Raw genomic sequence first — 25,515 nt, 5'->3', positions numbered from 1 at the left:
GCGCGACTTCACTAGGGACCAGCACGGTTCCTGACATGGAAAAGTGGGTCGCTAACAGAGTTGAGCGACGCGCGAATTGAAAGGAAGACCAAGATGGCTGGCCAAGTTCCAGATTTTGAAGCAACACTTCGCACTGACACAGGTAAAGGCGCTGCGCGCCAAGCACGCCGCGACGGCCTCGTCCCGGGTGTTGTTTACGGTGGTGGTGAAGACCCAATCGCAATCAACGTGCCCTTCAACGTACTGTTGAAGAAGCTGAAAGCAGGCCGTTTCTTGTCCACACTGTTCAACCTGAAGGTTGAAGGACAAGACGACGTTCGTGTGATCTGCCGTAACGTGCAGCGCCACGTTGTTAAAGATTTGCCAACACACCTCGACTTCATGCGCCTGAAGCGCACAACGAAAATCAACCTGTTCATCGGCGTTGAATTCATCAACGAAGACGAATGTCCTGCGTTGAAAGCTGGCGGCGTTCTGATCCCGGTTCGTAACGAAGTTGAATTGGTTGTGACAGCTGGCGACATCCCAGAAAGCCTGACTGTCGACCTGACCGGTCTCGAAATTGGTGACACGATCACTATTTCTTCGATCAAGCTGCCTGAAGGCGCGAAACCAACAATCGATCGTGATTTCGTTATTGCGAACCTTCAAGCCCCAGCGAGCCTTACATCTGCTGAGGACGACGAGGACGAAGGCGAAGAAGTTGCAGCGGACGAAGTTCCAGCAACAACAGAAGCTTCCGACGAATAAGACGTTGGCCACACGGCCAACTGACTTTCAAAGGGCGTGCCAATGGCGCGCCCTTTTTCGTTTCGCAGGCCTGTGCAGACTTAGGCCGTCTGTTCCAGCTCGAACATATTCGCCGCCAGCTTTGGCCGACCAAGATGATACCCCTGCCCCATATCAACCCCGAGCCGTTTCAGGGTTCTCATCTCGGCCTCGGTTTCGATGCCCTCGGCCACGACCCGTGCATTGGTGTCTTTGGCAAACTGCACCATCGCCGATGCCAGCGACCGCCGCGCGAGGTCTTTGTCGACGTCCTGTGTCAGCGACATATCCAGTTTGATAACCTCAGGCCGCAACCGAACGATCTGTTGCAAGCCGGAATACCCTGCACCCGCGTCATCCACTGCAATCCGCACGTTCTGTTCGCGCAATTGATCAATCGCCATAAGCAACTGATCGAGGTTCGCGATCTCGGCGTGCTCGGTTATTTCGACCAACACCCGAGATCCATCAACATCGTCCAGTAGTTTGGCAATTTTGCCTGTCGCCAACGTATTGGGAGACGAGTTCACCGCGAGATAGCTTTCGGGGGGCAGATGCGGCAGGAGAGCGAGGGCCGCCTCAATGACCAGTAATTCCAAGGTCACCTGCAGCCCTGCTTCGGCGGCATCATCAAACCATAAGTTCGGAGCGCGATACGGTTCAGGAGAGAACCGGCAAAGCGCCTCGTAGCCCGCCGTTCCATCCCCCTGCAACCGCATGATAGGCTGCAACGCAATCTCAAACGATTGCCCTTCCAAGACGGATTCGATTGCCTTTCGCTTCAATGCAGCAGCCTCTTCCTGAGCCAGTCGCCGGATGATTTGATCTGCCGAAAGCGATGCAAAAGCCCGCATTACCTTAAGATCTCGGGCGTTTAACGATGGCCTTGGCCGGCTATCAACACAGCTAAACATCCCGTAGATCGCCCCCTCAGAATCGTAAATCGGGATGCCGACATGGGACTGAATTTTGATGGTCTTCAGCACACCGAGGTCTTGGATGAAGGGGAAGTCTTTTACGTCCGTAATCAGCTCAGGAAGGAGGCCTTCGAGAATGTATTGAGACAATGTCGATTTCATTGGAACGGACTGCCCGACCACAATTACCTTTTCGGTTTCCGGGCCAACGACAGTTTCAAAGACGAGGTCATCACCAACGATCCGCGCGAGAAAAGCAACCTCCATATCCAGATGGCTGCGCGCAAAAGTCAGCGCGTTCATGATTACATCCCCGTCGGGTTCAATCATGTTCGGTACGATGGCTTTTGTAGGTGGGGGATTCGGCATTTGGTTCCTCATTCACCCATGAGAGATGCAACAGTCGGCCTGAACAAACCGTTACCAAGTCATTTTCAGATCGTTACAATTTTTATCACTTCATCCCTGCGATCTGGGGGCTGGGCGACGGGAACCAGTGCCGATATAAGACGGCATGAAATTATTTGTTGGCCTCGGAAACCCCGGTTCGAAATACGCGCAGAACCGACACAACATCGGCTTTATGGCGCTGGATGAATTCGCGCGCGATCACGGCTTTGCCCCATGGCGTGGCAAATTTCAGGGCCAGGTCAGCGAAGGTCGTTTGGGACGCGAGAAGGTCATCCTTCTTAAGCCAGAGACTTTCATGAACCTGTCTGGTCAATCCGTCGGCGAAGCAATGCGGTTTTACAAGCTCGACAGCACGGATGTGACCGTGTTCCATGATGAGATCGATCTCGCCCCAGCTAAAGTGCGCCTAAAGGCTGGAGGCGGTCATGCGGGCCACAACGGTCTACGCTCAATTCATCAACACATCGGGCCGCATTACGATCGCGTGCGTTTGGGCGTTGGCCACCCGGGCCACAAAGATCGCGTTCCGGGCTATGTACTGAGCGACTTTGCCAAAGCGGATCAGAACTGGCTCGACGATGTCTTGCGCGGCATGTCTGACGGGATCGCCTATCTGGCTGATGATGAAGGCCCGAAATTCCTAAATGCAGTTGCCTTGCGAGTGAACCCACCGCGACCGTCAACAGGAACCCAGAAATCAAGCCAACAAGAACCGGATGCCAAGCCAAATCAAAAAGCGGCCGCATCCAAGCCGAACCAAGATCAGGAACCTAAGGCGGAAGCTGACACGCGTTCGGCCATGCAAAAACTCGCGGACAAGTTCCGTTAATGGAAGGGCTGCGCACAGCGTTTCTTCAGCAGGCCGACCACTGCATCGCACTAGGTTCACCCTTTATGGGCCAGCTGTGCCGCGTCTTGGCCAAGCAACTGCGACGCGGATCACCTCTGACAGATCGCCTGTTTGACTGGCAAGGCGACATTGGCCCGGGCGGTGATAGCGTGCCATTGCGATTGTGTGGAGCACTACATGCGCTGCGCCTCTCGGGAGATCGAGTGCTCGATACCGTCTATCCGCCCGCTGTAGTGTCGGATGATGATCTTTGGCGCGCTCTTGACCAAACCTTTCGCAATTATACTGCCCAGATCGACGCCTTTATCGACAATCCCCCCCAAACCAACGAAGTCCGCCGCGCATCCGCGTTGATCGCCGCCGCGCACAAGATCACCGAGTACTTCCCCAACCCAATGAGGGTGTCTGAGCTTGGCGCAAGCGCGGGACTGAACCTCAGCTGGAATCGCTTCGCGTTACAAGTTGGCGACACCACCTATGGGCCCACAGATGCCGCCTTGACGCTAAGACCTGACTGGACGGGCAATCTGCCCCCAATGACGCACCCTCGGGTCGTTGAGCGACGTGGTGTTGATTTGAACCCAGTCGATCCAATCGAAGACAGCTTGCGCCTGCGTGCGTACCTTTGGCCCGACCAGCCACACAGACTAGAGCTTACGGATGCAGCTCTCGATTTGCCGCCAGCACCCGTAGATCAAGGCGACGCCATTGACTGGCTCGCGCCCCGCCTGCCCCATATTAGCGGCCAAACCCATATGATCTACACCACCGTAGCATGGCAGTATTTCCCCGCGGAAAAACAAAAACAAGGCCTCACGCTCATCCAAGACGCGGGCGCGACAGCGACGCCCGACAGCCCGTTGGCCTTTGTTCAGATGGAAAATGATGGCGCTGGAAATGGCGCCGCCCTGACGCTCCGGCTTTGGCCTGGCGATTTGCACCTTTCGCTTGGCCGCGTCGATTTTCATGGACGTTGGGTCGACTGGGCCATCTGACTTGTCGCAGTCCACGCCCCGTGTCAGGCTGCAAAAAGAAATCAAGGGAACCGCTATGAAGACCACTTTGAAATGGATCGGGATTGGCCTTCTGCTGTGCCTTCTTCTCATCTCGGTGATTGCTGTTCTTCAGCGCGAGAAAGTCGCGCGTTTGATGGCTGTTAACTCTCTCTTTTCCCAAGATCGCATCGTCGCCAATTTCAAAGCCATGGACACGATGTTCGAGCATATCCCCCTGACGCGTGACGACACCATCGTGAACCAGCTCCCCACAGGCGCGCCAATGACGCCGCCGACGGGGTTTGAGTTATGGAGCGAAGACCGCGCTGTAACCGGCGTCATCGTGGTGCAAAACGGTGTAATCCGTCATGAAAGCTACCCACTGACGACAAATGACGAAGACAATCCTGCCGCGTCCCTTAGGATTAGCTGGTCTGTCGCCAAGTCGTTCTTGTCTGTCCTGATGGGCATCTTACACGAAGACGGCACCATCCCCGACCTTGACGCGCCAGTCACCCAGTACGTGCCGTCCCTTGTTGGATCGTCTTATGAAGATGCCAGCATCAAAGACGTGTTGCAGATGTCCTCCGGCGTCACGTTTGACGAGGACTACCTCGATTTCTGGAGCGACATAAACAAAATGGGCCGCGTCCTTGCGCTTGGTCAATCTATGGACGGGTTTGCCGAAGGGCTAAACGAAACCTTCGCGGCACCTGGCAGCCAATGGCAGTATGTGTCGATCGACACCCACATCGTCGGCATGGTAATTCGTGGCGCAACGGGCCGTTCAATCCCTGACTTGCTCAGCGAAAAGGTCATCGGACCTCTCGGGCTTACCGTCACACCTTACTATCTGGCGGACGGACACGAGGTCGCCTTTGTGCTGGGTGGTCTGAACCTCACGACCCATGATTACGCGCTGTTCGGTAACATGGTCGCCAACGGCGGAATCGCGTTCGGAAATCGCATCGTATCCGAAGCATGGATCGAAGAAAGCACCGCCGCCAGCGCCCCAACCGCCGATGGAGCAATTGGATACGGATACCAGTGGTGGGTGCCCGTTGGTGCCTCCGAAGGCCAATTCATGGCCCGTGGCATTTACGGCCAATACATCTACATTGACCGCACGCGCGGCGTTGTTATTGCGGTAAACGCCGCAGATCGCGCGTTTCGCGAGGATGGCGTGGCGGACAGCAACGTCGCAATGTTCCGAGCAATAGCAGAAAGCCTCGACTGATGGATAAAGACCCTTCTCTCAATGTGCTCGGTGAGACGTTGCAGACCTGTTCAACGGACCCAATGACAGGGTTCTTTCGCAATGGAGCCTGTGACACCTGCGATCAAGACAGCGGCAGCCATACGGTGTGCGCCGTAATGACGGATGAATTTCTCGCGTTCAGCAAATATGTCGGCAATGACCTGAGCACCTCTCGTCCTGAATTTGGCTTTGTTGGACTGAAGTCGGGGGATAGCTGGTGCCTCTGTGCCGCGCGGTTTTTGCAAGCGGCCGATGAAGGCTGCGCACCACGGGTTAACCTTGCGGCGACCCACAACCGCGCCTTGGAAATCGTCCCCCTGACCGTGTTACAACGCCACGCAGCGACGGCCTCCTAGCCGCTGGTGGCTTTTTCAGCAGCGGCAGGCATATCCACCAAATCATCAATGAATAGCGCCAAAAGTTGGGAACGGCCGCTCACCTTGGCCTTGCGGTAGATCGCGTTGGTTTGCGCCTTCACGGTGCCCTCAGACGTCTCGCGCAGTTGTGCTATTTCGGCGGTCGACAGGCCTTTAATAGAAAACAATGCCACGTCCTTCTCTGCTGGCGTGAGGGACCACTGGTCAAACCGATCGTTCAACAGCTCCATGAAGGCACCGGACGCTGCCCGCAGCTGATCCTCGATCCGTGCGGAGCGTCTCAGTGACCGCCGCACCGCCAATCCCCCAAGAACCGCCCCCAACAACAAGCCCAAGGCGGCGCCGATCTCGATCAATTCAAGAAGCTGCCAAGAGAAGGGCCCGATGCCCAAAAGCGCAGAGAAAGTTTTCAACACAAAAAACGCAGCACAGACAATCTGTAAGGCAAAGATCGAGATCAGGACAAAGCGATGGGTCATAGAGGGCTACATTCGGCGTATCGGGGTGTAAAGCAGATCAATCGTCTTCCCCCTCATCTTCATCTTCATCATCGTCTTCATCATCGTCTTCATCATCGTCTTCATCTTCGTCGTCATCTTCATCTTCATCATCGTCTTCATCATCTTCATCATCTTCGTCGTCATCTTCATCTTCATCGTCTTGATGATCGTCATCTTCATCACCGCCCGTGGCACCACCATTGCTTGTCGGGCGTGTTGTCGACCGATCATCATCGTCATGCTCTAATTCGCGATGATTGCGCTGGACAAAATCGCGCAGAATCTCTCCGGTGATTGGATTGAACACAACCTCGCGGTGCCGATCACCTCCTTCGGCAACCACACGGACCCTTCCCAACCAAGTGCGAGACACCCGGATATCCCGATACCCATCAGCCTGTAGCTGCCGGATTATGTCGTCTTGCGTCGTCTGCGCTCCGGCGCTCGTGGCAACAACGATCGCAAGACTGGCAGCGGTTAAAATCCGTTTTAGCATTCATGTCCCCCGCAAGTGAAACCCCAGGCCGGACGGCCTGAGGTGTGAAGTAAAGCGTCTGGAGACAATGACCTAGTCGTCATCATCATCATCATCGTCGTCATCATCATCATCATCGTCGTCATCATCATCATCATCATCATCATCATCATCGTCGTCATCATCATCATCGTCGTCATCATCGTCGTCGTCATCATCGTCGTGGTCATCATCGTCGTCGTCGTGGTCATCATCGTCGTCGTCGTCGTGGTCATCATCGCCGACAAAATCTTCATCTGCGGTATCAATTTCAAGGCCAGGCGATGTGTCGTCTCCGCGATCAACAGGTTCCATTTCCTGACGCAGAATCTCACCGGTCAAGACGCTGTAAACGACTTCGAGCCTATTACTGGCGCGGATCGCTTCAACTTTGATCTGGGTTGGGCCTTCTTCGATTTCGATCCGTGTAAAACCCTGCGATTGCAGATTAGCGACAATCTGATCTGTTGGCGATTGGGCCATCGCGAAGGTTGCAGACACTGCTACCAAAGCGGTCGTTGCAAAAATTTTCGATTTCATCATGACGTTTTCCTTTTACAGACAAGACCACACCCGATTGCATGGCATGTCCAAACCAGACCATCCATGATGCGCTGGTGACATTGATCATGAGTTTATTTGGACGCCTGTAAACCTGGGTAACACGTCCATAAACCTCAGTTTATGCGAAAACAGCAAAAGCCCGCCACACCGGGCGGGCTTTCTAGCGCGGTTGCGCCATGTCTATTAGCCGTTGTCCATATCCCAGCCGAGGGCCTTGGCGACGGTGAAAATATCCTTGTCACCACGGCCACACATATTCATGACCAACAAATGGTCAGACGGAAGGTCCGGAGCGATTTTGCAAACATGCGCCAAGGCATGCGATGGTTCCAACGCGGGAATGATGCCTTCCATTTCACACGACAGCTGGAACGCTTCCAACGCCTCGACATCCGTGATCGACACATACTCAGCGCGGCCGATTTCATGCAGCCAGCTGTGTTCTGGTCCGATACCAGGGTAATCGAGGCCCGCAGATATCGAATGGCCCTCTAGAATTTGACCGTCATCGTCTTGCAACAGATACGTGCGGTTGCCGTGCAGTACACCCGGACGACCGCCTGTCAGCGACGCACAATGTTCCATCTTGGCGTTAACGCCTTTACCGCCCGCTTCGACGCCGATGATGTTGACGCTCTTGTCATCGAGAAACGGGAAGAACAGACCCATCGCGTTAGATCCACCGCCAATTGCGGCAATCAATGTATCTGGCAACCGGCCTTCTGCAGCGTGCAACTGTTCTTTGGTTTCTTTGCCGATGATCGCTTGGAAATCACGGACCATAGCGGGGTATGGATGTGGTCCCGCAACGGTGCCGATGCAGTAGAATGTATCACGCACATTGGTTACCCAGTCGCGCAGGGCGTCGTTCATCGCGTCTTTCAGTGTGCCACGGCCCGACGTCACAGGAACAACCTCTGCGCCAAGCAGTTTCATACGGAATACGTTGGGGGCCTGACGTTCAACGTCATGAGCGCCCATGTAGACCACGCATTTCAATCCGAACTTTGCACAAACCGTCGCCGTAGCCACGCCGTGCTGCCCAGCACCGGTTTCCGCGATGATCCGAGTCTTGCCCATACGGCGTGCCAGGATGATCTGGCCCAACACGTTGTTGATCTTATGGGCGCCGGTGTGGTTCAACTCGTCGCGCTTGAGGTAAATCTTCGCGCCACCCAAATGCTCTGTCAGGCGTTCGGCGTGATACAACGGGGATGGGCGACCCACATAGTGCGTCCACAGATCGTGCATTTCCGCCCAGAACGACTCGTCCGTTTTGGCGTGCTCATACTGCTCCTCAAGCTCAAGGATCAGAGGCATCAACGTTTCAGAGACGAACCGCCCACCGAAATCACCGAAACGGCCCTTTTCATCAGGGCCAGTCATGAAGGAATTGAATAGATCGTTCATCGCGAGTCTCCGCCGTTTGCATGGGGCTGGCGCGAGATGTAGCGCGGTCCTGCCACCCCGTAAAGCCGCCCGTGGTGTTTCCTAGCTCAGCGAGGGTGCCGCAGGTGCATTTGCTGCATTAATAAACGCTCGGATCATATCTGCGTCCTTTACACCGGGTGCAGATTCTACCCCCGAGGACACATCCAACTGCGTCGCACCTGTCTTGGCGAGTGCCAGTGCTGCGTTGCTTGGTGTCAGGCCGCCCGCCAACAGCCACGGCTTGGTCCAGTATTTGCGCGACCGCAGAAGTTCCCAATCAAACGCCAAACCATTGCCACCGGGCAAGACTGCGCCTTTGGGGGCTTTCGCATCGACTAAAAGCTGATCTGCGACGTCTGAAAAGATGTCGATCTGCTCCAAGTCAGCGGCTTCGGCGATCCCGATTGCCTTAAGGACTGGCAAACCATAGCGCGCGCGTACTTCTGCGACACGCTGTGGGCTTTCACTGCCATGCAACTGCAACATGTCCGTCGTTGTGGTGCTCACAATCTCATCAAGCGTTGCGTCATCGGCATTGACCGTCAACGACACCTTGGCCACGCCTATCGGCACATCCAGCATCAACGCTGCCGCCTGTTCGGGGGACACATAACGGGGGCTTTTCGGGAAAAAGTTAAATCCCAGATAACGCGCACCCGCGGCTGCCGCAGCTGCAACGGTTACGGGCTCAACCAGCCCGCAAATCTTTACTGGAACGGTCATGGTGTTCAGCTGGCTTTATCAAGCAGCGCGACGATCTCGTCTTTGCCTTCGTGCTTTTCAGTTTTCAGCGAATCGATCTCGCGCTTCAGCGCATCAACTTCGCGGACCTTGGATTTCGCGTGGCTGCGCATACGGTGCTCACGAACCCATTCCCACATGAACCCGATCAACAGGCCAATGCCGACACCGATAAAGATCGCCATAAACAATGGCATCTCGATGTCCGGTGAAATTCCCAACTGACTGGCCAAGCCTTCTGGCATCGCACGCAAAGTCACGATACCGCGGTTCGCCATCCCGACGATAATGAGGCAGACCGCAACGATCAGCCAAAAGGTATATTTGATATATTTCATGACGGTAGTTTACTTCCCGTTCAGGCGGTCCCGCAAGAGCTTACCGGTCTTAAAAAATGGTACATGTTTTTCTTCGACTTGAACCGCATCCCCTGTGCGTGGGTTGCGTCCCAAACGCGCATCGCGTTTCTTAACAGAAAATGCACCAAAACCACGAAGTTCGACACGATCACCATCCGCCATTGCGTCAATGATACGGTCAAAAATTGTGTTCACGATATTCTCGACGTCACGTTGATAAAGGTGCGGGTTTTCCGCAGCAATAGTCTCAATCAGTTTGGACCGGATCATATAGTCGTCTCCCCAGGTGTTATCAGTGGCAGTGGCGCATCTGCCCTTTGACGGTAACTATAGGGTGGAAATTTCGTTCACGGAAGAACCCGATCTACAAATTTACCTGCCTTTTCAGACGTTTTCGGGTCTTAATCCACTGAGATTGCCATTTCGAGCGGCCCTCAACCAGAGTCCTGAGAATTGCCGCAGAGCAGCATTCGCGCCCGATTCGCGATGATCTCTCACCAGAACGACAAAACCCCGCCGGTTTTCACCAACGGGGTTCGTCATTTTCAAGTGGCCTGAAACAGGCCGAAACGATCGATTACTCGTCGTCGCCTTTGCCCAAGGCTGCGCCCAAGATGTCGCCCAAAGATGCGCCGGAGTCGGAAGAACCGAACTGCTCAACTGCTTCTTTTTCTTCCGCGATCTCGCGTGCTTTGATGGACAGGCCCAAACGACGTGTCTTGGCGTCGATGTTGGTGACGCGAACGTCGACCTTGTCGCCTACGCCGAAACGCTCTGGGCGCTGTTCTGCACGGTCACGGGACAGGTCAGAACGACGGATGAAGGATTTCGCGCCTTCATAGTCGACTTCGATGCCGCCGTCTTCGATCTTAGTCACTTCAACAGTGATGATCGTACCGCGTTTCACGTCGCCAGTTGCGTCTGCAAACGGGTCACCGTCCATAGCTTTGATGGAGAGGCTGATGCGCTCTTTCTCAACGTCTACTTCAGTCACCTTAGCATTTACCATGTCGCCCTTGCGGTAGTCGCCGATGACGTCCTCGCCGCGGCCTTCCCATGTCAGGTCGGACAGGTGAACCATGCCGTCGATGTCGCCTTCGAGGCCAACAAACAGACCGAATTCGGTGATGTTTTTGACTTCGCCTTCGACTTCAGTGCCTTCAGGGTGTGTTTCTGCAAACACTTCCCATGGGTTGCGCTGAGTCTGCTTGAGGCCAAGGGAAACGCGACGTTTTGTTTCGTCGATTTCCAGAACCATGACTTCGACTTCCTGAGAAGTAGACACGATTTTGCCTGGGTGTACGTTTTTCTTTGTCCAAGACATTTCGGAAACGTGTACAAGACCTTCAACACCGGCTTCCAGCTCAACGAATGCGCCGTAGTCAGTGATGTTTGTCACGCGACCAGTGTGTGTTGTGTCCAGCGCGTATTTCGCGGCCACAGCATCCCATGGGTCTTCTTGCAACTGCTTCATGCCGAGGCTGATGCGGTGCGTGTCTTTGTTGATCTTGATCACCTGAACCTTGATTGTCTCACCGATTGTGAGGATCTCGGATGGGTGGTTCACACGGCGCCATGCCATGTCTGTGACGTGCAACAGGCCGTCTACGCCGCCAAGGTCAACGAACGCACCGTATTCAGTGATGTTCTTAACCACGCCGTCAACTTCCTGACCTTCTGTCAGGTTGCCGATAACTTCAGCGCGCTGTTCTGCACGGGACTCTTCGAGGATTGCGCGACGGGACACAACGATGTTGCCACGACGACGGTCCATCTTGAGAACCTGGAACGGCTGCTTGAGACCCATCAATGGGCCAGCGTCACGTACTGGGCGTACGTCAACTTGGGAACCTGGCAAGAACGCAACTGCGCCGCCCAGATCAACAGTGAAGCCACCTTTAACGCGACCAAAGATTGCGCCTTCAACGCGCTCTTCGTCTGCATATGCTTTCTCGAGGCGATCCCAAGCTTCTTCACGGCGTGCCATCTCGCGGGAGATAACTGCTTCGCCGCGGGCGTTCTCAGACGAACGAAGGAATACTTCGACGCTGTCGCCAACATTGATTTCAGGAGCTTCGCCAGGATTTGCGAATTCTTTTACGTCAACGCGGCCTTCCATTTTGTAGCCGACGTCGATGATAGCTTGGCCATTCTCGATTGCGATGACTTTGCCTTTTACGACACTACCTTCTTGAGGTGTGTCGATTTCGAAGCTTTCGTTCAAGAGTGCTTCAAACTCGTCCATTGATACGTTCTGAGCCATGTGGCGTCTGTTTCCGGTATGTGTTTGCCTGCGCGGGATCGGTTCCGCCGGACTTTAGGTTATCCCACCAAAGGTGGGTGCAAGTTAAGGTTTCGCTGATACGTCCCAGAACAACAAAAGAGGGCCGGAAACTCCGACCCTGCTCAGCTGTGTGTTCTAACGACCCATCAACAGCCGCGCGTATAGGCCGGTTTGCCCCTGTTTGCAAGCGTTGTTGGCGACGTCGGGAAAGCCCGAAACCGAGCCCATGCAAAACAGAAGTCGCCCCGCGTGCCATGCTTAAATCTTGTAAAGGGCGGCGGCATTTCCGCCCCAAAAGGCGTCTTGGTCCGTTTCGTCAGGCATCAGAGATGTCGCTATATCGATCCAAGTCTCATACCCCGCCGCAAGTGTCAGAACCGGCCAATCGCTACCCCAAACCAACCTGCGGGGTCCGAACTGATCAAACAAATGCGCAACGTAAGGGGCCACGCTGGCGGGCGTCCAATCCTTCCCCGCTTCGGTCAAAAGGCCGGACAGCTTGCAATAGGCACCATTATCTTTCGCGAGGGCTGCGATGTCGTTTGCCCAGTCGTCAATTTCGCCCTTCGAAATATCGGGCTTGGCGCCATGGTCTATCACGGTACGTAGGTTCGGATGTCGCGATAGGAGTTGGCGCAGGTATGGCAGATGTCGCGGCAGGACCAACGCATCAAAGGTCAGGTCAGCCTCTATCATCGCTTCGAATGCAGGGGTTAACTCGGGCCGAAGCATCCAGTCGTCCTCGGCTATATCCTGGATCATCGGGCGCAGACCGACCAGCTTGGGATTCCGCGCCAACCGATCAATATCGCTGGCGGCTGAAGGGGCCTCAAAGTCCGTCCATCCCACCACGCCCAACACAAAGGGCGTCTGGTCTGCGATTTGCAAAAGAAACTCTGTTTCGGCAATGGTCGGGGCCGCTTGCACGAGGATGGTTCCATCGATGTCGTGTTGCGACAGGATCGGTGTCAAATCGTCGGGCATGAAGTCACGGTAAAGCGGGGCCAGATCTGGCGTTAACCATCCGTAATCGCCCCGATCAAGCTGCCAAAAATGCTGATGGGCATCGACAATCATGCTCCGATCACCCCTTTCTTGAGGATGATATTCCCATAGAGCCGTGTCTCGCCGGTTTGGATAACGGCAAATGCGGTCTTGGCACGATCGTAGAACGCGAAACGTTCTAGCCGATCCAATGTAACGGGGATGTCAGCGGTGGTGGTTGCGATGGTCTGAAATTCGTCCACGATGGGCGGCACCACATCTGGATCATCGACCACTTCCATGACCAATGCAGGGCTGTCGACAAAGCGGTCCATGGGAAGAACCGTCAAAACAGCCTGCAAAACATCTGTCGCTGTCAGACCGTCCAGACGGTGGACGCGCGCGCCAAGAGCCGTTGCCGGAAAGTTCGCATCGGCGATGACAACGTCGTCGCCGTGGCCCATTGCCCGCAACGCCCACAAAATTTCGGGGGACAAGATGGGGGGGATATTACGCAGCATTTGTGGACTCCTTTGGCACCAAAGCATCTTGCCGGATAAGCCCCTGCGATTTCAGGTCAGACCACAAGGCGTCGGGGATAGGTGTTTCAAAGATTTTGACGTTCTGACGCACTTCGCTCGGGTTTGAGGCACCGGGGATCACCGATTTCACGGCGGGGTGGCCCAAGGGAAATTGAAGCGCCGCCGCTATCAAGGGGGTCGCGTGGGCATCGCAAACCTCTTTTATTGCACGAACCCGATCAAGTATCGCATCAGGGGCTGGCGCGTAATCATAGCGCGCACCTTCGATCGGCCCCGTGGCCAGAATACCCGAATTATACGGCCCACCCAAAATGATCCCGACATCGCGCTTCAGACACAGCGGTAAGAACGTCTCAAGCGGGTCTTGTTCAAGCAACGTATAACGACCCGCAAGCAAGAAGCCGTCGAAATCCGCTTCGCCCAGTAGGCGTTCGCAAATCTGCCAGCTGTTGACGCCCGCACCAATGGCCGAAATGCGCCCTGCGTCGCGCAGTTCGGCCAATGCACGATACCCGCCGCCGCTGAATAACTGGCTCAGGTTGTTGTCTTCAAACGCTTGCCCGTGTGTGCCCGCGTCAATGTCATGCAGGAACAACATGTCGATCTTGTCGCTCCGAAGACGGGCGACACTATCGCTGTAACTGCGCATGATCCCGTCATATGTAAAATCAAAGATGATCCGCTTTTGCGGCACATCCACAAAAGCTTCAGGCGTGACTTCTTCTAAGGCGCAGTCTTCCAAGATACGCCCGACCTTGGTTGATAACATCAGCTCGTTGGCGTCAAACCGCTCCAGCGCATCCGCGATGCGCATCTCAGAGCGCCCAAGCCCGTATTGCGGCGCGGTGTCAAAATACCGCAACCCCGCGTCCCATGCGGCATCAAGTGTTGCCTGCGCCTCCTCGTCCTCAATCTTTCGATAAAGGTTCCCCAGTGGCGCGCCGCCAAAGCCCAGTTGCGACAACAAAACAGGAGCCTTTGTCCTGTCATTTAGGGCATTTCTTGTCGCAAGTTTCATTTGGACCCTTTCTAGGTCGTGTGGAAAAATTCTGGATACTGCCGTTCAAGCGGCTCGATGCGCTTGACCATTTGCCGAAGGTGGAAAGACATCGCGCCGCGCGCGGCATCGACATCTTGCGCTTTGATCGCGTCAAAGATCGCTTGGTGCTCAGCCACCGCTTGGGCCGGCCGTCCAGGCTCAGGAAGCATCAACATTCGGGCGCGACGAAGCTGGAGCGTCATTTCCTCCGCGACGAGTGTCACTTTGGGGAATCCTGTAAAGCCTAAGATCATCTCGTGGAATTCCAGATCGGCTTCAAAGAAGCCCTGAAAGTCCTTGTCGTCAACAAGCAAACCCTGAAGGCGCAGATTTCGCGAAAGACGCTTGAGCTGTTCCTCGGTGCGGTTCTGGGCGACCCGCTCTACAGCGGCGACTTCTACGGCCTCGCGCAGAAAGTTCTCCTCAAGCAATTGAGCCATAGAAAATCGTGAGACGCGCGTTGCGGATTGCGGAATGATGTCGACAAGCCCGTCAGAAGACAGTCGCCCCAATGCCTCGGCGACGGGGGATCGGGACACACCGAGCTGTTCACAAAGCGCACCTTTGCGCAGAATCGCCCCCGGCGTGAGCGACATTTCTAGAATACTGCGGCGCAGGGTCGTGTAGACGCGTTGACCCAGCGGACCGTCCAAATCGTTAATTTCAAGCGTAAGTTCAGACATAGCGTACTGTGTTTCTCCAACTGACATGTTAGTTGACAGATGCGTCAACTTCAAGCTAGTTAACACAATATCGAAATTGAGAACTGCCAGCCACAGGAATGAAGCATATGAGCCAGCCGTCCCGCCTCCTTACGCTGAACCAACAGGACAATGTCGCCATCGCCTTGGCTGACATCGCTGCGGGTGACGCCATCGGAGACACCGGACACGCGGCACTTCAATCCTTGCAACAAGGGCATAAGGTTGCACTTCGCCCAATCGTGCAGGGTGAAAACGTGCTGCGGTATGGACAGATTATCGGGCAAGCGACACGCGATATCGCAGCTGGCGAACACGTTCACGTCCAAAACCTCGGCATGGGTGAGCACGAACAAGATTACGCCCACGCCAGCGAAGCCCACACATTGCCCACAGCATCAAGCGCCCGTACCTTCAACGGTTACCACCGCGCTGACGGTCGCGTGGGCACCCGCAATTACCTAGGCATTCTAACATCGGTGAATTGTTCCGGTTCGGTTGCAAAGTTTATTGCTGAAGCCGCCGAGAAATCCGGCCTGCTGGACGACTTTCCAAACATTGACGGTATCGTTCCCATCACTCACGGGACGGGCTGCGGCATGTCAGGGAACAACGAAGGATATGATACCCTATTTCGCACACTTTCCGGTTATGCCCAGCACCCGAACTTTGGTGGCATTCTCCTTATCGGCCTTGGTTGCGAGGTCATGCAGATCTCTGACCTTGTCGGGGGGCGTGAAATTCGGGCCGATGGCGCGCTGCGCTATATGACCATTCAGCAAACGGGCGGCACGCGCAAAACCATCGATAAGGGTCTTGAAGAACTACGTAGCATGGCCGCTTTGGCGAACACTGCCACGCGTAAGCCCGCCCCCATTTCCGAGCTGATGTTGGGAATGCAGTGCGGCGGGTCCGACGGGTATTCCGGCATCACAGCCAACCCAGCGCTCGGCGTCGCGTCTGATATGCTGGTGCGGCATGGGGCGACAACGATCCTGTCCGAGACATCGGAAATCTACGGCGCTGAACATCTTCTGACCCGTCGTGCGGTGTCTGTTGAGGTCGGTGAGAAACTGATTGATCGCGTGCGCTGGTGGGAGGACTACACCGCACGCAACAAAGGCGAGATGGACAACAACCCAAGCCCCGGCAACAAACGCGGCGGGTTGACCACGATCCTTGAAAAATCTCTCGGTGCGGTCGCAAAAAGCGGCAGCGCGCCTTTAACAGACGTGTATCTATTTGGCGAAAAGATCGAAAAGAAGGGTTTTGTCTTTATGGACAGCCCCGGCTTTGATCCGTGTTCCGTGACGGGGCAAATTGCATCCGGTGCGAACCTGATCGTCTTTACGACAGGGCGCGGGTCTGTATCGGGCTACATGCCCACGCCTTGCATAAAAATTGCAACAAATTCTGAAATGTATGCCCGCATGTCCGAGGATATGGACATCAACTGTGGCGATATCGTCAGCGACGGTGTCAGCCTACAGGACAAGGGCCGCGAGATTTTTGAGATGTTCATAAACATCGCGTCCGGCGAACAAACGAAAAGTGAAGACCTTGGATTTGGTGGAGTAGAATTCGTGCCGTGGCAGATCGGTGCGGTGATGTGAAAATGGGGAACGACATGAAGCTGAAAAATAAGACAATATTGATCACCGCTGCGGCCCAAGGAATTGGCGCGGCGAGCGCGCGGGCCTGTGCGGCTGAAGGCGCGCGCGTGATCGCCACGGATATTAACGCGGACCTTCTGGCGCAGCTGGACAGTGTTGACGGCATCGAAACCCGCGTTCTGGACGTCACGGATGTGGATGCGATCAATGCATTGGCCGCGGACCTGCCTGATCTGGACGGTCTGTTCAATTGCGCAGGCGTCGTCCATCACGGCTCTATTCTGGAACTTGACGATGCCGCATGGGACTTTTCGCTCAACCTCAATGTCACCTCGATGGTGCGTATGTGTCGTGCGTTCACGCCCGGATTGTTGCGCCGTGCAGGCAGCGAAGGCACGGCAGCCATCCTGAACATGTCGTCCATGGCGTCCTCCGAAAAGGGGTTCATCAATCGCACGGCTTATGGCGCAACCAAAGCCGCGGTCATCGGGCTGACCAAGGCGATTGCGGCGGATTTTGTCGCCCAAAACCTGCGCTGTAACGCTCTTTGCCCGGGGACGGTCAACACACCTGCCTTGCAGGGTCGTATTGCCGAGGCACCAGACCCCGTTCAGGCCGAAAAAGATTTCATCGCACGCCAACCCATGGGGCGCTTGTCCGTTGTTGATGATCTAACGCCGATGATTGTCTTGCTGTTGTCCAACGATGGCCAGTTCATGACCGGTCAATCTGTTTTGGTCGATGGCGGCTGCACGATCTAGCGTGACGTGGCTTGGGAGGGCCGGAAAAACATGACGAACTTGGTCGAAATGAAAGGGATCGAAAAGCGATTTCCCGGGGTTCATGCCCTGAAGGATGTGCAGTTTGATCTACGCCCCGGCGAAGTTCACGCCCTAATGGGCGAGAATGGCGCTGGTAAATCGACCCTGATGAAAATCATGTCCGGCATCTACGCCCGTGACGGGGGCGAAATGCTCGTGGATGGCAAGCCCGCGGCCCCAGACGGGCCGCGCGCGGCGCAGGACCTTGGGATCGGGATTATCCACCAAGAACTCAGCCTGATGAACGACCTGACAGCGGCGCAAAATGTGTTGATCGGGCGCGAACCACGCCGCCGTTTCGGACGCTTGGACGAAGCCGCGCTGAACGCGCAAACGGCTGAGATTTTCGCGTCTCTGAATCTCAAAATGGATCCGCGCACGCAGGTCAGCACCCAGACAATCGCACGCCAGCAGCTTATCGAAATTGCCAAGGCGTTGTCCTACAGCCCGCGCGTTCTGATCATGGACGAACCCACCGCCGCGCTGAACGACACAGAAATCAACGAGTTGTTCAAGGTCATCGACAAGTTGAAGAACGACGGCGTTGGCATTGTTTACATTAGCCACCGCATGGATGAGATCAAACGCATTGCAGATCGCGTTACGATCCTGCGCGACGGCGCCTATATCGACACCGTTCAAGCCGCCGACACGCCCCTCTCCACAATTATCCAACTGATGGTTGGCCGCGAAGTGACCCAAGACACGCCAGACATCCCTGATACGTCCCAAAGCCCTGTCGCACTCGAAGTTCGCAATTTGTCACGCGGATCTGAGGTACGCGACGTAAGCTTTAATGTCCGCAAGGGCGAGATACTGGGGTTTGCGGGCCTGATGGGCGCAGGCCGAACCGAGGTTGCACGGATCATCTTTGGCGCGGACCCGCGCGACAGTGGCGAAATCCTCGTGCATGAGCAGCCAGTCAACATCAGAACACCGCATACAGCGGTTCAGGCGGGCATCGGCTATCTCTCAGAGGATCGCAAACACTTTGGCCTCGCGGTGGACATGACCGTGCGGGCCAATATTGCGATGGCCGATCTAGGGCGGTTTGCGGGGCGCTCAGGTGTCTTGAACGAAACCGCGATGGAACGCGTTGCTCTCGAATATATCGACCGTCTTGGAATCCGCACTCCGTCGGACATGCAAGAAGTGCGTTTTCTATCGGGGGGCAATCAACAAAAGGTCGTCATCGCCAAATGGTTACTGCGTGACTGCGACATTCTGATTTTCGACGAACCCACGCGCGGCATCGACATTGGCGCGAAATCCGAAATCTATGCGCTTCTCGAAGACTTGGCCGCACAAGGCCGCGCGATCATCGTAATTTCGTCTGAACTGCCCGAAATTCTGCGCCTGTCCCACCGCATCGCCGTGATGTGTGAAGGCCGACTGACAGGGATCGTGCCGCGCGAAGAGGCCACCCAAGAGAACATCATGAAACTCGCCACACAGACCGACGGTCTGGCCGAACAAACCGAGGAAACGACACAATGACTGCGACCATCAATACCAACACGCAAGGCACTTTGGCCAAACTCGCGGCAGGTGGGGCATTTCAAAAGATCCTCGCGTTTGCCAGCCTTGTCATTCTGTTGATCGGGTTCAGCATCGCGTCCCCGAACTTCATGCAAACATCTAACATGATCGCCATCCTGCAAGCGACATCCGTAAACGGCGTGCTGGCGATTGCGGCGACTTTGGTGATCATTACGGGCGGCATTGATCTGTCCGTTGGTACTTTGATGACGTTTACGGCCGTAATGACTGGTGTGGTTTTGACCAACATCGGAATGCCCCTGCCGATCGGCGTTCTTGCGGGGATTGCCACCGGCGCGTTCTGCGGGTTCTTGTCGGGGACCTTCGTTGCGCGCATGAAAATCCCCCCTTTCATCGCAACACTCGGGATGATGCTGATCCTCAAGGGACTTAGCCTTGTGATTTCCGGCACCCGCCCGATCTATTTCAACGACACGCCGGGTTTTGATCTGATTTCCAGAGGGTCCTTGATCGGAGAAGTGTTCCCGGCGCTTCCGATCCCCAATGGCGTGTTGATCCTGTTCCTTGTGGCTGGCGCAACATCCTACATCCTGAGCCGCACCGTCCTTGGGCGCTATTGCTTTGCCTTGGGCAGCAACGAAGAAGCTGTGCGCCTGTCTGGCGTCAACACAAATAACTGGAAAATCGCGATCTACACCCTGTCCGGAGCCATCGTCGGTATCGCTGGCTTGATCATCGCGTCGCGTTTGAATTCCGCGCAACCCGCTCTTGGTCTTGGTTATGAACTCGAGGCCATCGCAGCGGTCGTTATCGGCGGCACGTCGCTTTCGGGCGGACGCGGGACAATTTTGGGCACACTGATCGGGGCACTTATCATGGCGGTGCTGCTGAACGGCTTGCGGATCCTGTCCGTGGCTCAAGAATGGCAAACCGTTGTGACCGGAGCAATCATCATTCTCGCCGTCTACGCCGACACCGTAAGACGCCGCAAACAAAGCTAAAACAAGAGGGCCCTAAGCCCCTGACGATAACCAAACGATCAACACATATATCTTGGAGGAGAAAAAAATGTTGAACAGAAGAACAATGCTCGCGGGCATGGGTGCTACGACGGTCATGGCCAGCGTAACGGTCGCAATTGGCCAGACTCGGCACTACATCCCACTTATCTCAAAGGGCTTCTCACACCAGTTCTGGCAGGCCGTAAAGCTGGGCTCTGAACAGGCCGCTGAGGAGTTCGGCGTTGAGGTCACGTTTGAAGGCCCCGACAACGAAGGTCAGGTAGATCGTCAGATTGATATGCTCGCCGCTGCTCTTGCTAAAAATCCGGCAGCCGTTGGTTTTGCCGCTGTGGACAGTCAAGCATCGATCCCGATGTTGCGTGAAATCGATGCAGCTGGCGTTCCAATTATCGCCTTTGATAGTGGCGTTGCCAGCGACATTCCTGTCACGACCTGTACCACGGACAACCTCGCATCTGCTGCGCTGGCTGCTGACAAGATGGCAGAGGCCATCGGCGGTGCTGGCAAGGTCGCGATTATTTCCCATGACCAAACCAGCGTCACCGGCATTGAACGCGTCGACGGCTTCGTCAATCAAGTTGAAGCCAAGTACCCTGACATCGAAATCGTTTCGATCCAGTACGGCGGTGGTGACCACCTGATCTCAACCGAGATCACAAAGTCGATCCTAACAGCCAACCCTGACATCAAGGGCCTGTTCGGCGCGAACGAAGGGTCTGCGATTGGCATCGTGAACGGCGTCACCGAAAGCAGTTCGGACGTAGTTATCATCGGGTATGATAGTGGTGCGGCCCAAAAAGCCGCAGTGCGTTCTGGGCTCATGGCGGGTGCGATTACGCAGAACCCAGTGGGTATCGGTTATGAAACAGTGAAAGCCGCGGTTGATACAATCAATGGCGTAACGGTTCCGAAAATCATCGATACGGGCTTCTACTATTATGACGCCGACAACATGGACGACGCGGACATCGCGGCTGTTCTTTACGATTGATCTAAATATCGTCGCAGCCCGTTTCCCTTTTTTCGGGCTGCGACACCTATTCTCTTAACGTCCGAGGACCACATGAAATTATTGCGCTACGGGCCTGCGGGCCAAGAAAAACCTGGTTGTCTTGATGCGGAAGGCCGCGTTCGTGATCTGTCTAATCATGTCGGTGATATCGCAGCCGCGGCGCTTTTGCCCGAAACGATCGCGCGACTTAAAGCCTTGGACATCGCGGCCCTGCCCATCGTGGACGGCACCCCACAGGACGATTTGCGCCTTGGGCCTTGCGTCGGTCAAACCGGAAAATTCATTTGTATCGGTTTGAACTACGCCGATCACGCGGCTGAAAGCGGCCTAGAAGTGCCGCCTGAACCTGTCATTTTCAGCAAATGGACTTCGTCCATCGTTGGCCCTAACGATGATGTCATTATTCCGCGTGGGTCCCAAAAAACCGATTGGGAAGTTGAACTTGGCGTCGTCATCGGTAAGGGCGGCGCTTATATCGACGAGGCCGACGCGATGGATCATGTTGCGGGGTTCTGTGTCGTAAATGATGTCTCAGAACGTGAGTATCAGATCGAACGGGCCGGCACGTGGGACAAAGGCAAAGGCTGCGATACGTTCGGCCCATTGGGGCCATGGCTGGTTACACCGGACGAAGTTGGCGATTATGACAACCTGCACATGTGGCTCGAGGTGGACGGCGCACGTCATCAGAACGGGACCACATCCACGATGGTTTACAAGGTGCCACATCTGATCGCCTATTGTTCACAATTCATGAGCCTGCAAGCCGGTGATGTGATCTCAACGGGAACACCTCCGGGTGTTGGCATGGGACTGACCCCGCAAACCTACCTCAAAGGTGGTGAAACCATGCGCCTTGGGATTGACGGCCTTGGCGTCCAAACGCAGTCCGTCCGCAAATTCGCGTAAGGCCGGAACCGAGTTTTAGGCACCGAAACCCCCATTTCGTTACTCAAAATATAAGGGGCGCCCGAGGGCGTCCCTTTCTTGTGTTCCTGCAACAGAACAGATCGAATTATTAGGATTCAACAGGTGTATCGCCACGTGTCCAAAGCAGCGGGTGGAACACTTCGTCCACTGGTGTTTTGGCAAAGTGGTTGATGTAGTTGGACATAGTTTTCTGCGCTACGACCAGAACCACATCCAATGCGGAACGGTGTGTGAAACCCGCTGCGAAAAACGCTTCGAATTGTGCGTCTTCGATGTAACCGCGCTGGCGGACAACCTGAAGTGTGAACTTGCGCAGAGCTTCCAGCTTGGCTGTTGGCAGTGGCGCTTCGTCGCGCAATGCGTTGGACAACGCGTCATCGACTTTCATCATCTTCGCGATGCCTGTGTGGGCTGGCACACAGTAGTGGCATTCGTTTTCGACGTTGATGGTCTGCCAAACGACAGTGATTTCGTCCGCGTCAAAATCAGTCTCAGTCGCGAGCTTGTGCAGCACTTGGTACCCTTCAAGCGCCTGCGGGCTACCGGACATGACCTTGTGCAAGCCAGGAAGACGGCCAAACGCCGCTTGGGATTTTTCCAGCAAAGGCTTGGATGCTTCGGGCGCTGTATCGAGGTCGTAGGATGGGAAGTCGGTCATGGGAATCTCCGTTTGAGTTGATGACTGACATTTGCCCTTTCTTGAGCGATCACTCAAGTATATAATTGAGTAACCGCTCAACAATATTGTGATCAGCACGAAACATGCCACGTAAACCATCATATGACCGAGACGATCTCATCCGCCGCGCCCGCGACGTGTTCTGGAAGCAGGGCTGGGCTGGAACGTCCCTTAAGGATCTGGAAAAGACGCTGAACCTCAAACCGGGCAGCTTTTATGCCGCTTTTGGGTCCAAGGATGCGCTGTATCAACTGACTTTGGATCAATACGCAAAAGACGGGGCTGCCGCCCTCGAGGCATTGGCGCAGGACCGTGGCCCTCTGGGCGCATTGCAGGCCTACCCCCGCCATATCATCGAAAACGATGCCGCCGCCGCACGGGCCTGTATGCTGGTCAAAACCATGCTCGAACTGTCACCGCATGATCACCCGCTTGCCGATCACGCAAACGCACACCTCAACACGATGGAAAACCGTTTTGCCGCCTTGTTTTCAGCCGCACAGGATAATCAGGAGATCGGCGACACGCATGATCCCGCGCGTCTCGCACGCCGGTATCAATCTGACCTATTGGGGATGCGTATTTCGGCAGAACGGCCAGGACATGACAGCGCCAGTACTGTTAATGAAATCGCGCAAAGCCTTGCGCGGCTCTAAAATGTAAAACCGCCGACCAACATGTGCTGATCGGCGGTGTATTCGTGCTCGAAGGAATCAATCAATCCGTTCGAACAGGACATCTTTGCTTTTGCGGACTTTTGCCATCGGCGCCAGCCAATCACCTTCATCCGCGCGCGTGCCGACCGCGAGGAAGCTCACAGCTTTCAGCCCTTGATCCGACAGCCCAAGAATTTCATCAACAGCGGCGGCGTCAAAACCTTCCATTGGTGTTGTGTCGATCTGCATCTGTGCAGCCGTATACATCGCAAATCCAAGCGCAATGTAGGATTGGCGTGCCGCGTGTTCAAAGTTCACATAGGGATCGCGAGGCAAATACATGGCCTTCAGGTTGCCGTAATACCCTTCGAGCATCTCGCGCGTGCCGGGGCGTTGTTCCGCGTGAACATCAACGACATCGTCGATCCGCTGTTCGCTGTAGTTTTCCCAAGCCGCAAAAACGAGCAATGCCGTGCTGTCCGTCACCTGTGGTTGGTCAAACGACACCGCGCGCAATTTGGCGCGCACATCATCATTGCGAATGACAAAAACTTTGAACGGTTGCGAGCCGCTGGATGTCGGCGCTAATTGGATCGCATCCAGAATAGCGTCAATCTTGTCGTCTGAGACTGGCTTTGAGGGGTCGAACTTTTTCACGGCATAACGCCACTGCAAAGCGTCTGAAAGCGTAGAGGGAAGTGCATCTAACATCGGAGAATCCTTTTAATCGCTGCACCCGCATTGAGTGCTTCCTAGCGACAAGTAGGGTGTTTCCCCGTGTACGCAATGCCCCGACACACACATTTAATGTGCGTATTTGCGTGACTAGTCGAGGTCGCGGTCCTGACCAATCATCAAGCCATCCACGCTTTCGATTTCGGGCATGGATCGGCCCGCAATTCCCTGAAGGTCCCCATGCATTCCGACGGTCGACGCAATCACCAAATCAATCTGTTTCGCGCGCAACGCCCATTGCTTTTCGATGAACACGCGTTCTTTGCGTAGATTGTCTTGCATGTCTTCGAACCGTTCAACGATGGCATCAATCCGTTGCTTAAACTGGGTTCCCGTCAGATAATCGTAAACCATTTCCATCTTGGTTTCCTGCCCCATCGCGCGCCCTTTGGCGCCCGCAACCTCAATGAGGCCTTGGCGCAACGACGTTGCCAGCGGAATGGCATAGCGCGGCGCGCACACCCAGACACCGTCGACGATGCCAAAACTGTCGATGCCGTCCGGTAGGGCCACCGACGTAATCACGGCGATCTCGCACCCGCTGCTCCGTTGATCGTCCCGCAGCTTGGCCAGCCAACCCGCAGTCCAGTTCTTCGTGCGTTTGCTTTCCCAAAGGATACGCCCCGCAATGCCGCCCTGCCCCATGACATCCTGCTGCACATCTGCACCACTTTGCCCCTTAGCCACGGGAGAGAAGCCGTCCATCGGAAATGCTTGCGCAAGCGTGTCTTCCAGAACAATTTCCGCCGCTTCGCCTTGGGTCTGCATCGATCCTTGTTCAGATTTTTGTTTCAGCGCTTCGATTTGCTTTTTCATGCCCTCGATCATCTGCGCCTGTTCGGCAACTTTCAGTGCGGCCTTTTCTTCGGCGTCCTTGGCCAGCTTTTCGCCCATCGCTTCGCGCTCCGCCGCGATCATTTTTTGGACAGTCAGCTCAAGTTCTGCTTCTTTGTCCTGCAGTTCCTGTTCTCGTTTCATCGCCTTGGTCGCTGCAGCTTGGGCCTCGCGCAATTTGGCGTCTTGTTCTTTCAAGCGTTCTGTCATGGCGACCTGCTCGGCGTTCGCCTCCGCTTTACCGGCCGCCAAGGCTTGTGCTTTGGCGTCGGCGACGGCGCGGGCAGCGTCGGCTTCTTGTCGCGCCAGCGTTTCCGCAAATCGTTTCTGATTGTCCGCCAACAATGGTCCGGCAAGTTGTTCGGTCAGTTCGATCTCGCTGTTGCAAGTCGGGCATGTGATCGTGAGGTCAGACATCATGGTGCTTTCGGCTGGGAATTGCCCAACTCCTAGCACGTCACCGATTGTGCCTCCAGCG

The 25,515-nt window shown here is 55.3% G+C and carries 28 protein-coding genes; 12 read left to right on the top strand and 16 right to left on the bottom strand.

What is annotated here, in order from left to right; genetic code table 11:
* Positions 1 to 93: 93 nt before the first annotated feature.
* The gene (locus tag KO486_RS15315; RefSeq protein WP_216038142.1) at positions 94 to 750 is read left to right on the top strand and encodes a 50S ribosomal protein L25/general stress protein Ctc; all 657 of its coding nucleotides are present in this window, start codon (positions 94 to 96) and stop codon (positions 748 to 750) included.
* Between the two features lie 80 nt (positions 751 to 830).
* On the opposite strand, the gene KO486_RS15310 is transcribed toward KO486_RS15315, so the two are convergent.
* Positions 831 to 1,988 carry an EAL domain-containing protein gene (locus KO486_RS15310; protein WP_252734829.1) on the bottom strand — a complete coding sequence of 386 codons (1,158 nt, stop codon included), beginning with the start codon at positions 1,986 to 1,988 and terminating at the stop codon, positions 831 to 833.
* Positions 1,989 to 2,199: 211 nt separating this feature from the next.
* On the opposite strand from KO486_RS15310, the gene pth reads away from it, so the two are divergent.
* The 4 genes from pth to KO486_RS15290 are packed head-to-tail and all read left to right on the top strand — an operon-like array spanning position 2,200 to position 5,555.
* On the top strand, positions 2,200 to 2,925 hold the full coding sequence (gene pth, locus KO486_RS15305; RefSeq protein WP_216038140.1) for an aminoacyl-tRNA hydrolase: 726 nt from the start codon (positions 2,200 to 2,202) through the stop codon (positions 2,923 to 2,925).
* Positions 2,925 to 3,941, top strand: coding sequence for a DUF2332 family protein (locus KO486_RS15300; protein WP_216038139.1), 1,017 nt, complete (start codon positions 2,925 to 2,927; stop codon positions 3,939 to 3,941). The genes pth and KO486_RS15300 overlap by 1 nt, the downstream gene beginning before the upstream one ends.
* Positions 3,942 to 3,996: 55 nt before the next feature.
* Positions 3,997 to 5,178 (top strand): serine hydrolase, encoded by a 1,182-nt coding sequence (locus KO486_RS15295; RefSeq protein ID WP_216038138.1) that lies wholly within the window; start codon positions 3,997 to 3,999, stop codon positions 5,176 to 5,178.
* Entirely contained in the window at positions 5,178 to 5,555 is a 378-nt protein-coding gene (locus tag KO486_RS15290) for a DUF2237 domain-containing protein (protein ID WP_216038137.1), read from the top strand. Before KO486_RS15295 ends, KO486_RS15290 begins: the two co-directional genes overlap by 1 nt.
* Here the strand turns inward: KO486_RS15290 and KO486_RS15285 are convergent.
* The 12 genes from KO486_RS15285 to KO486_RS15230 all read right to left on the bottom strand — a co-directional run bounded on the left by KO486_RS15285 (position 5,552) and on the right by KO486_RS15230 (position 15,244).
* Positions 5,552 to 6,055: a helix-turn-helix transcriptional regulator gene (locus KO486_RS15285; RefSeq protein ID WP_216038136.1), complete on the bottom strand. Its 504-nt coding sequence runs from the start codon at positions 6,053 to 6,055 to the stop codon at positions 5,552 to 5,554. The genes KO486_RS15290 and KO486_RS15285 overlap by 4 nt on opposite strands.
* Positions 6,056 to 6,092: 37 nt before the next feature.
* On the bottom strand, positions 6,093 to 6,572 hold the full coding sequence (locus KO486_RS15280) for a PepSY domain-containing protein (protein ID WP_216038135.1): 480 nt from the start codon (positions 6,570 to 6,572) through the stop codon (positions 6,093 to 6,095).
* Between the two features lie 72 nt (positions 6,573 to 6,644).
* Entirely contained in the window at positions 6,645 to 7,133 is a 489-nt protein-coding gene (locus KO486_RS15275; protein ID WP_252734827.1) for a PepSY domain-containing protein, read from the bottom strand.
* A 204-nt stretch (positions 7,134 to 7,337) separates the two neighbouring features.
* Positions 7,338 to 8,564: a tryptophan synthase subunit beta gene (gene trpB / locus KO486_RS15270; protein ID WP_216038134.1), complete on the bottom strand. Its 1,227-nt coding sequence runs from the start codon at positions 8,562 to 8,564 to the stop codon at positions 7,338 to 7,340.
* Positions 8,565 to 8,645: 81 nt separating this feature from the next.
* The gene (locus KO486_RS15265) at positions 8,646 to 9,308 is read right to left on the bottom strand and encodes a phosphoribosylanthranilate isomerase (protein ID WP_216038133.1); all 663 of its coding nucleotides are present in this window, start codon (positions 9,306 to 9,308) and stop codon (positions 8,646 to 8,648) included.
* Positions 9,309 to 9,313: 5 nt separating this feature from the next.
* Positions 9,314 to 9,664, bottom strand: coding sequence for a LapA family protein (locus KO486_RS15260; protein WP_216038132.1), 351 nt, complete (start codon positions 9,662 to 9,664; stop codon positions 9,314 to 9,316).
* Positions 9,665 to 9,673: 9 nt separating this feature from the next.
* Entirely contained in the window at positions 9,674 to 9,955 is a 282-nt protein-coding gene (gene ihfB / locus KO486_RS15255; protein ID WP_216038131.1) for an integration host factor subunit beta, read from the bottom strand.
* 307 nt (positions 9,956 to 10,262) lie between these two features.
* Entirely contained in the window at positions 10,263 to 11,987 is a 1,725-nt protein-coding gene (gene rpsA / locus KO486_RS15250; protein ID WP_303435379.1) for a 30S ribosomal protein S1, read from the bottom strand.
* Between the two features lie 240 nt (positions 11,988 to 12,227).
* Entirely contained in the window at positions 12,228 to 13,046 is an 819-nt protein-coding gene (locus KO486_RS15245) for an amidohydrolase family protein (protein WP_216038129.1), read from the bottom strand.
* Positions 13,043 to 13,474 carry an RbsD/FucU domain-containing protein gene (locus tag KO486_RS15240; RefSeq protein WP_216038128.1) on the bottom strand — a complete coding sequence of 144 codons (432 nt, stop codon included), beginning with the start codon at positions 13,472 to 13,474 and terminating at the stop codon, positions 13,043 to 13,045. The genes KO486_RS15245 and KO486_RS15240 overlap by 4 nt, the downstream gene beginning before the upstream one ends.
* Entirely contained in the window at positions 13,464 to 14,513 is a 1,050-nt protein-coding gene (locus tag KO486_RS15235; protein WP_216038127.1) for an aldo/keto reductase, read from the bottom strand. Before KO486_RS15235 ends, KO486_RS15240 begins: the two co-directional genes overlap by 11 nt.
* A gap of 11 nt (positions 14,514 to 14,524) precedes the next feature.
* Positions 14,525 to 15,244: a GntR family transcriptional regulator gene (locus KO486_RS15230; RefSeq protein WP_252734825.1), complete on the bottom strand. Its 720-nt coding sequence runs from the start codon at positions 15,242 to 15,244 to the stop codon at positions 14,525 to 14,527.
* An 80-nt stretch (positions 15,245 to 15,324) separates the two neighbouring features.
* Here KO486_RS15230 and KO486_RS15225 point away from each other — a divergent pair, with 80 nt between their 5' ends.
* The 6 genes from KO486_RS15225 (at position 15,325) to KO486_RS15200 (ending at position 22,112) form a co-directional block, all read left to right on the top strand.
* A complete protein-coding gene (locus KO486_RS15225) occupies positions 15,325 to 16,848 on the top strand; it encodes an altronate dehydratase family protein (protein ID WP_216038126.1) in 1,524 nt (507 codons plus the stop codon).
* Between the two features lie 14 nt (positions 16,849 to 16,862).
* Complete coding sequence (locus KO486_RS15220) at positions 16,863 to 17,609, top strand: SDR family oxidoreductase (RefSeq protein WP_216038125.1); 747 nt, start codon at positions 16,863 to 16,865, stop codon at positions 17,607 to 17,609.
* A gap of 30 nt (positions 17,610 to 17,639) precedes the next feature.
* Entirely contained in the window at positions 17,640 to 19,166 is a 1,527-nt protein-coding gene (locus KO486_RS15215) for a sugar ABC transporter ATP-binding protein (protein ID WP_216038124.1), read from the top strand.
* Positions 19,163 to 20,170 (top strand): ABC transporter permease, encoded by a 1,008-nt coding sequence (locus KO486_RS15210; protein WP_216038123.1) that lies wholly within the window; start codon positions 19,163 to 19,165, stop codon positions 20,168 to 20,170. The genes KO486_RS15215 and KO486_RS15210 overlap by 4 nt, the downstream gene beginning before the upstream one ends.
* 67 nt (positions 20,171 to 20,237) lie before the next feature.
* Positions 20,238 to 21,182 carry an ABC transporter substrate-binding protein gene (locus tag KO486_RS15205; protein WP_216038122.1) on the top strand — a complete coding sequence of 315 codons (945 nt, stop codon included), beginning with the start codon at positions 20,238 to 20,240 and terminating at the stop codon, positions 21,180 to 21,182.
* A gap of 72 nt (positions 21,183 to 21,254) precedes the next feature.
* Positions 21,255 to 22,112, top strand: coding sequence for a fumarylacetoacetate hydrolase family protein (locus tag KO486_RS15200; protein WP_216038121.1), 858 nt, complete (start codon positions 21,255 to 21,257; stop codon positions 22,110 to 22,112).
* 109 nt (positions 22,113 to 22,221) lie between these two features.
* On the opposite strand, the gene KO486_RS15195 is transcribed toward KO486_RS15200, so the two are convergent.
* Positions 22,222 to 22,791: a carboxymuconolactone decarboxylase family protein gene (locus KO486_RS15195; protein WP_216038120.1), complete on the bottom strand. Its 570-nt coding sequence runs from the start codon at positions 22,789 to 22,791 to the stop codon at positions 22,222 to 22,224.
* A gap of 104 nt (positions 22,792 to 22,895) precedes the next feature.
* Between KO486_RS15195 and KO486_RS15190 the strand changes: the two genes are divergently transcribed.
* Entirely contained in the window at positions 22,896 to 23,468 is a 573-nt protein-coding gene (locus KO486_RS15190) for a TetR/AcrR family transcriptional regulator (protein WP_216038119.1), read from the top strand.
* Positions 23,469 to 23,525: 57 nt separating this feature from the next.
* Here KO486_RS15190 and KO486_RS15185 read toward each other — a convergent pair whose 3' ends face one another.
* Together KO486_RS15185 and KO486_RS15180 are read right to left on the bottom strand one after the other, a co-directional pair.
* Entirely contained in the window at positions 23,526 to 24,179 is a 654-nt protein-coding gene (locus tag KO486_RS15185) for an NAD(P)H-dependent oxidoreductase (protein ID WP_216038118.1), read from the bottom strand.
* 114 nt (positions 24,180 to 24,293) lie between these two features.
* Positions 24,294 to 25,457 (bottom strand): DUF2130 domain-containing protein, encoded by a 1,164-nt coding sequence (locus KO486_RS15180; protein WP_252734823.1) that lies wholly within the window; start codon positions 25,455 to 25,457, stop codon positions 24,294 to 24,296.
* Positions 25,458 to 25,515: the final 58 nt, after the last annotated feature.

It is taken from the genome of Octadecabacter sp. B2R22 (assembly GCF_018861045.1).
Lineage (GTDB): Bacteria > Pseudomonadota > Alphaproteobacteria > Rhodobacterales > Rhodobacteraceae > Octadecabacter.
This window is presented reverse-complemented; position numbering and strand designations above follow the sequence as displayed.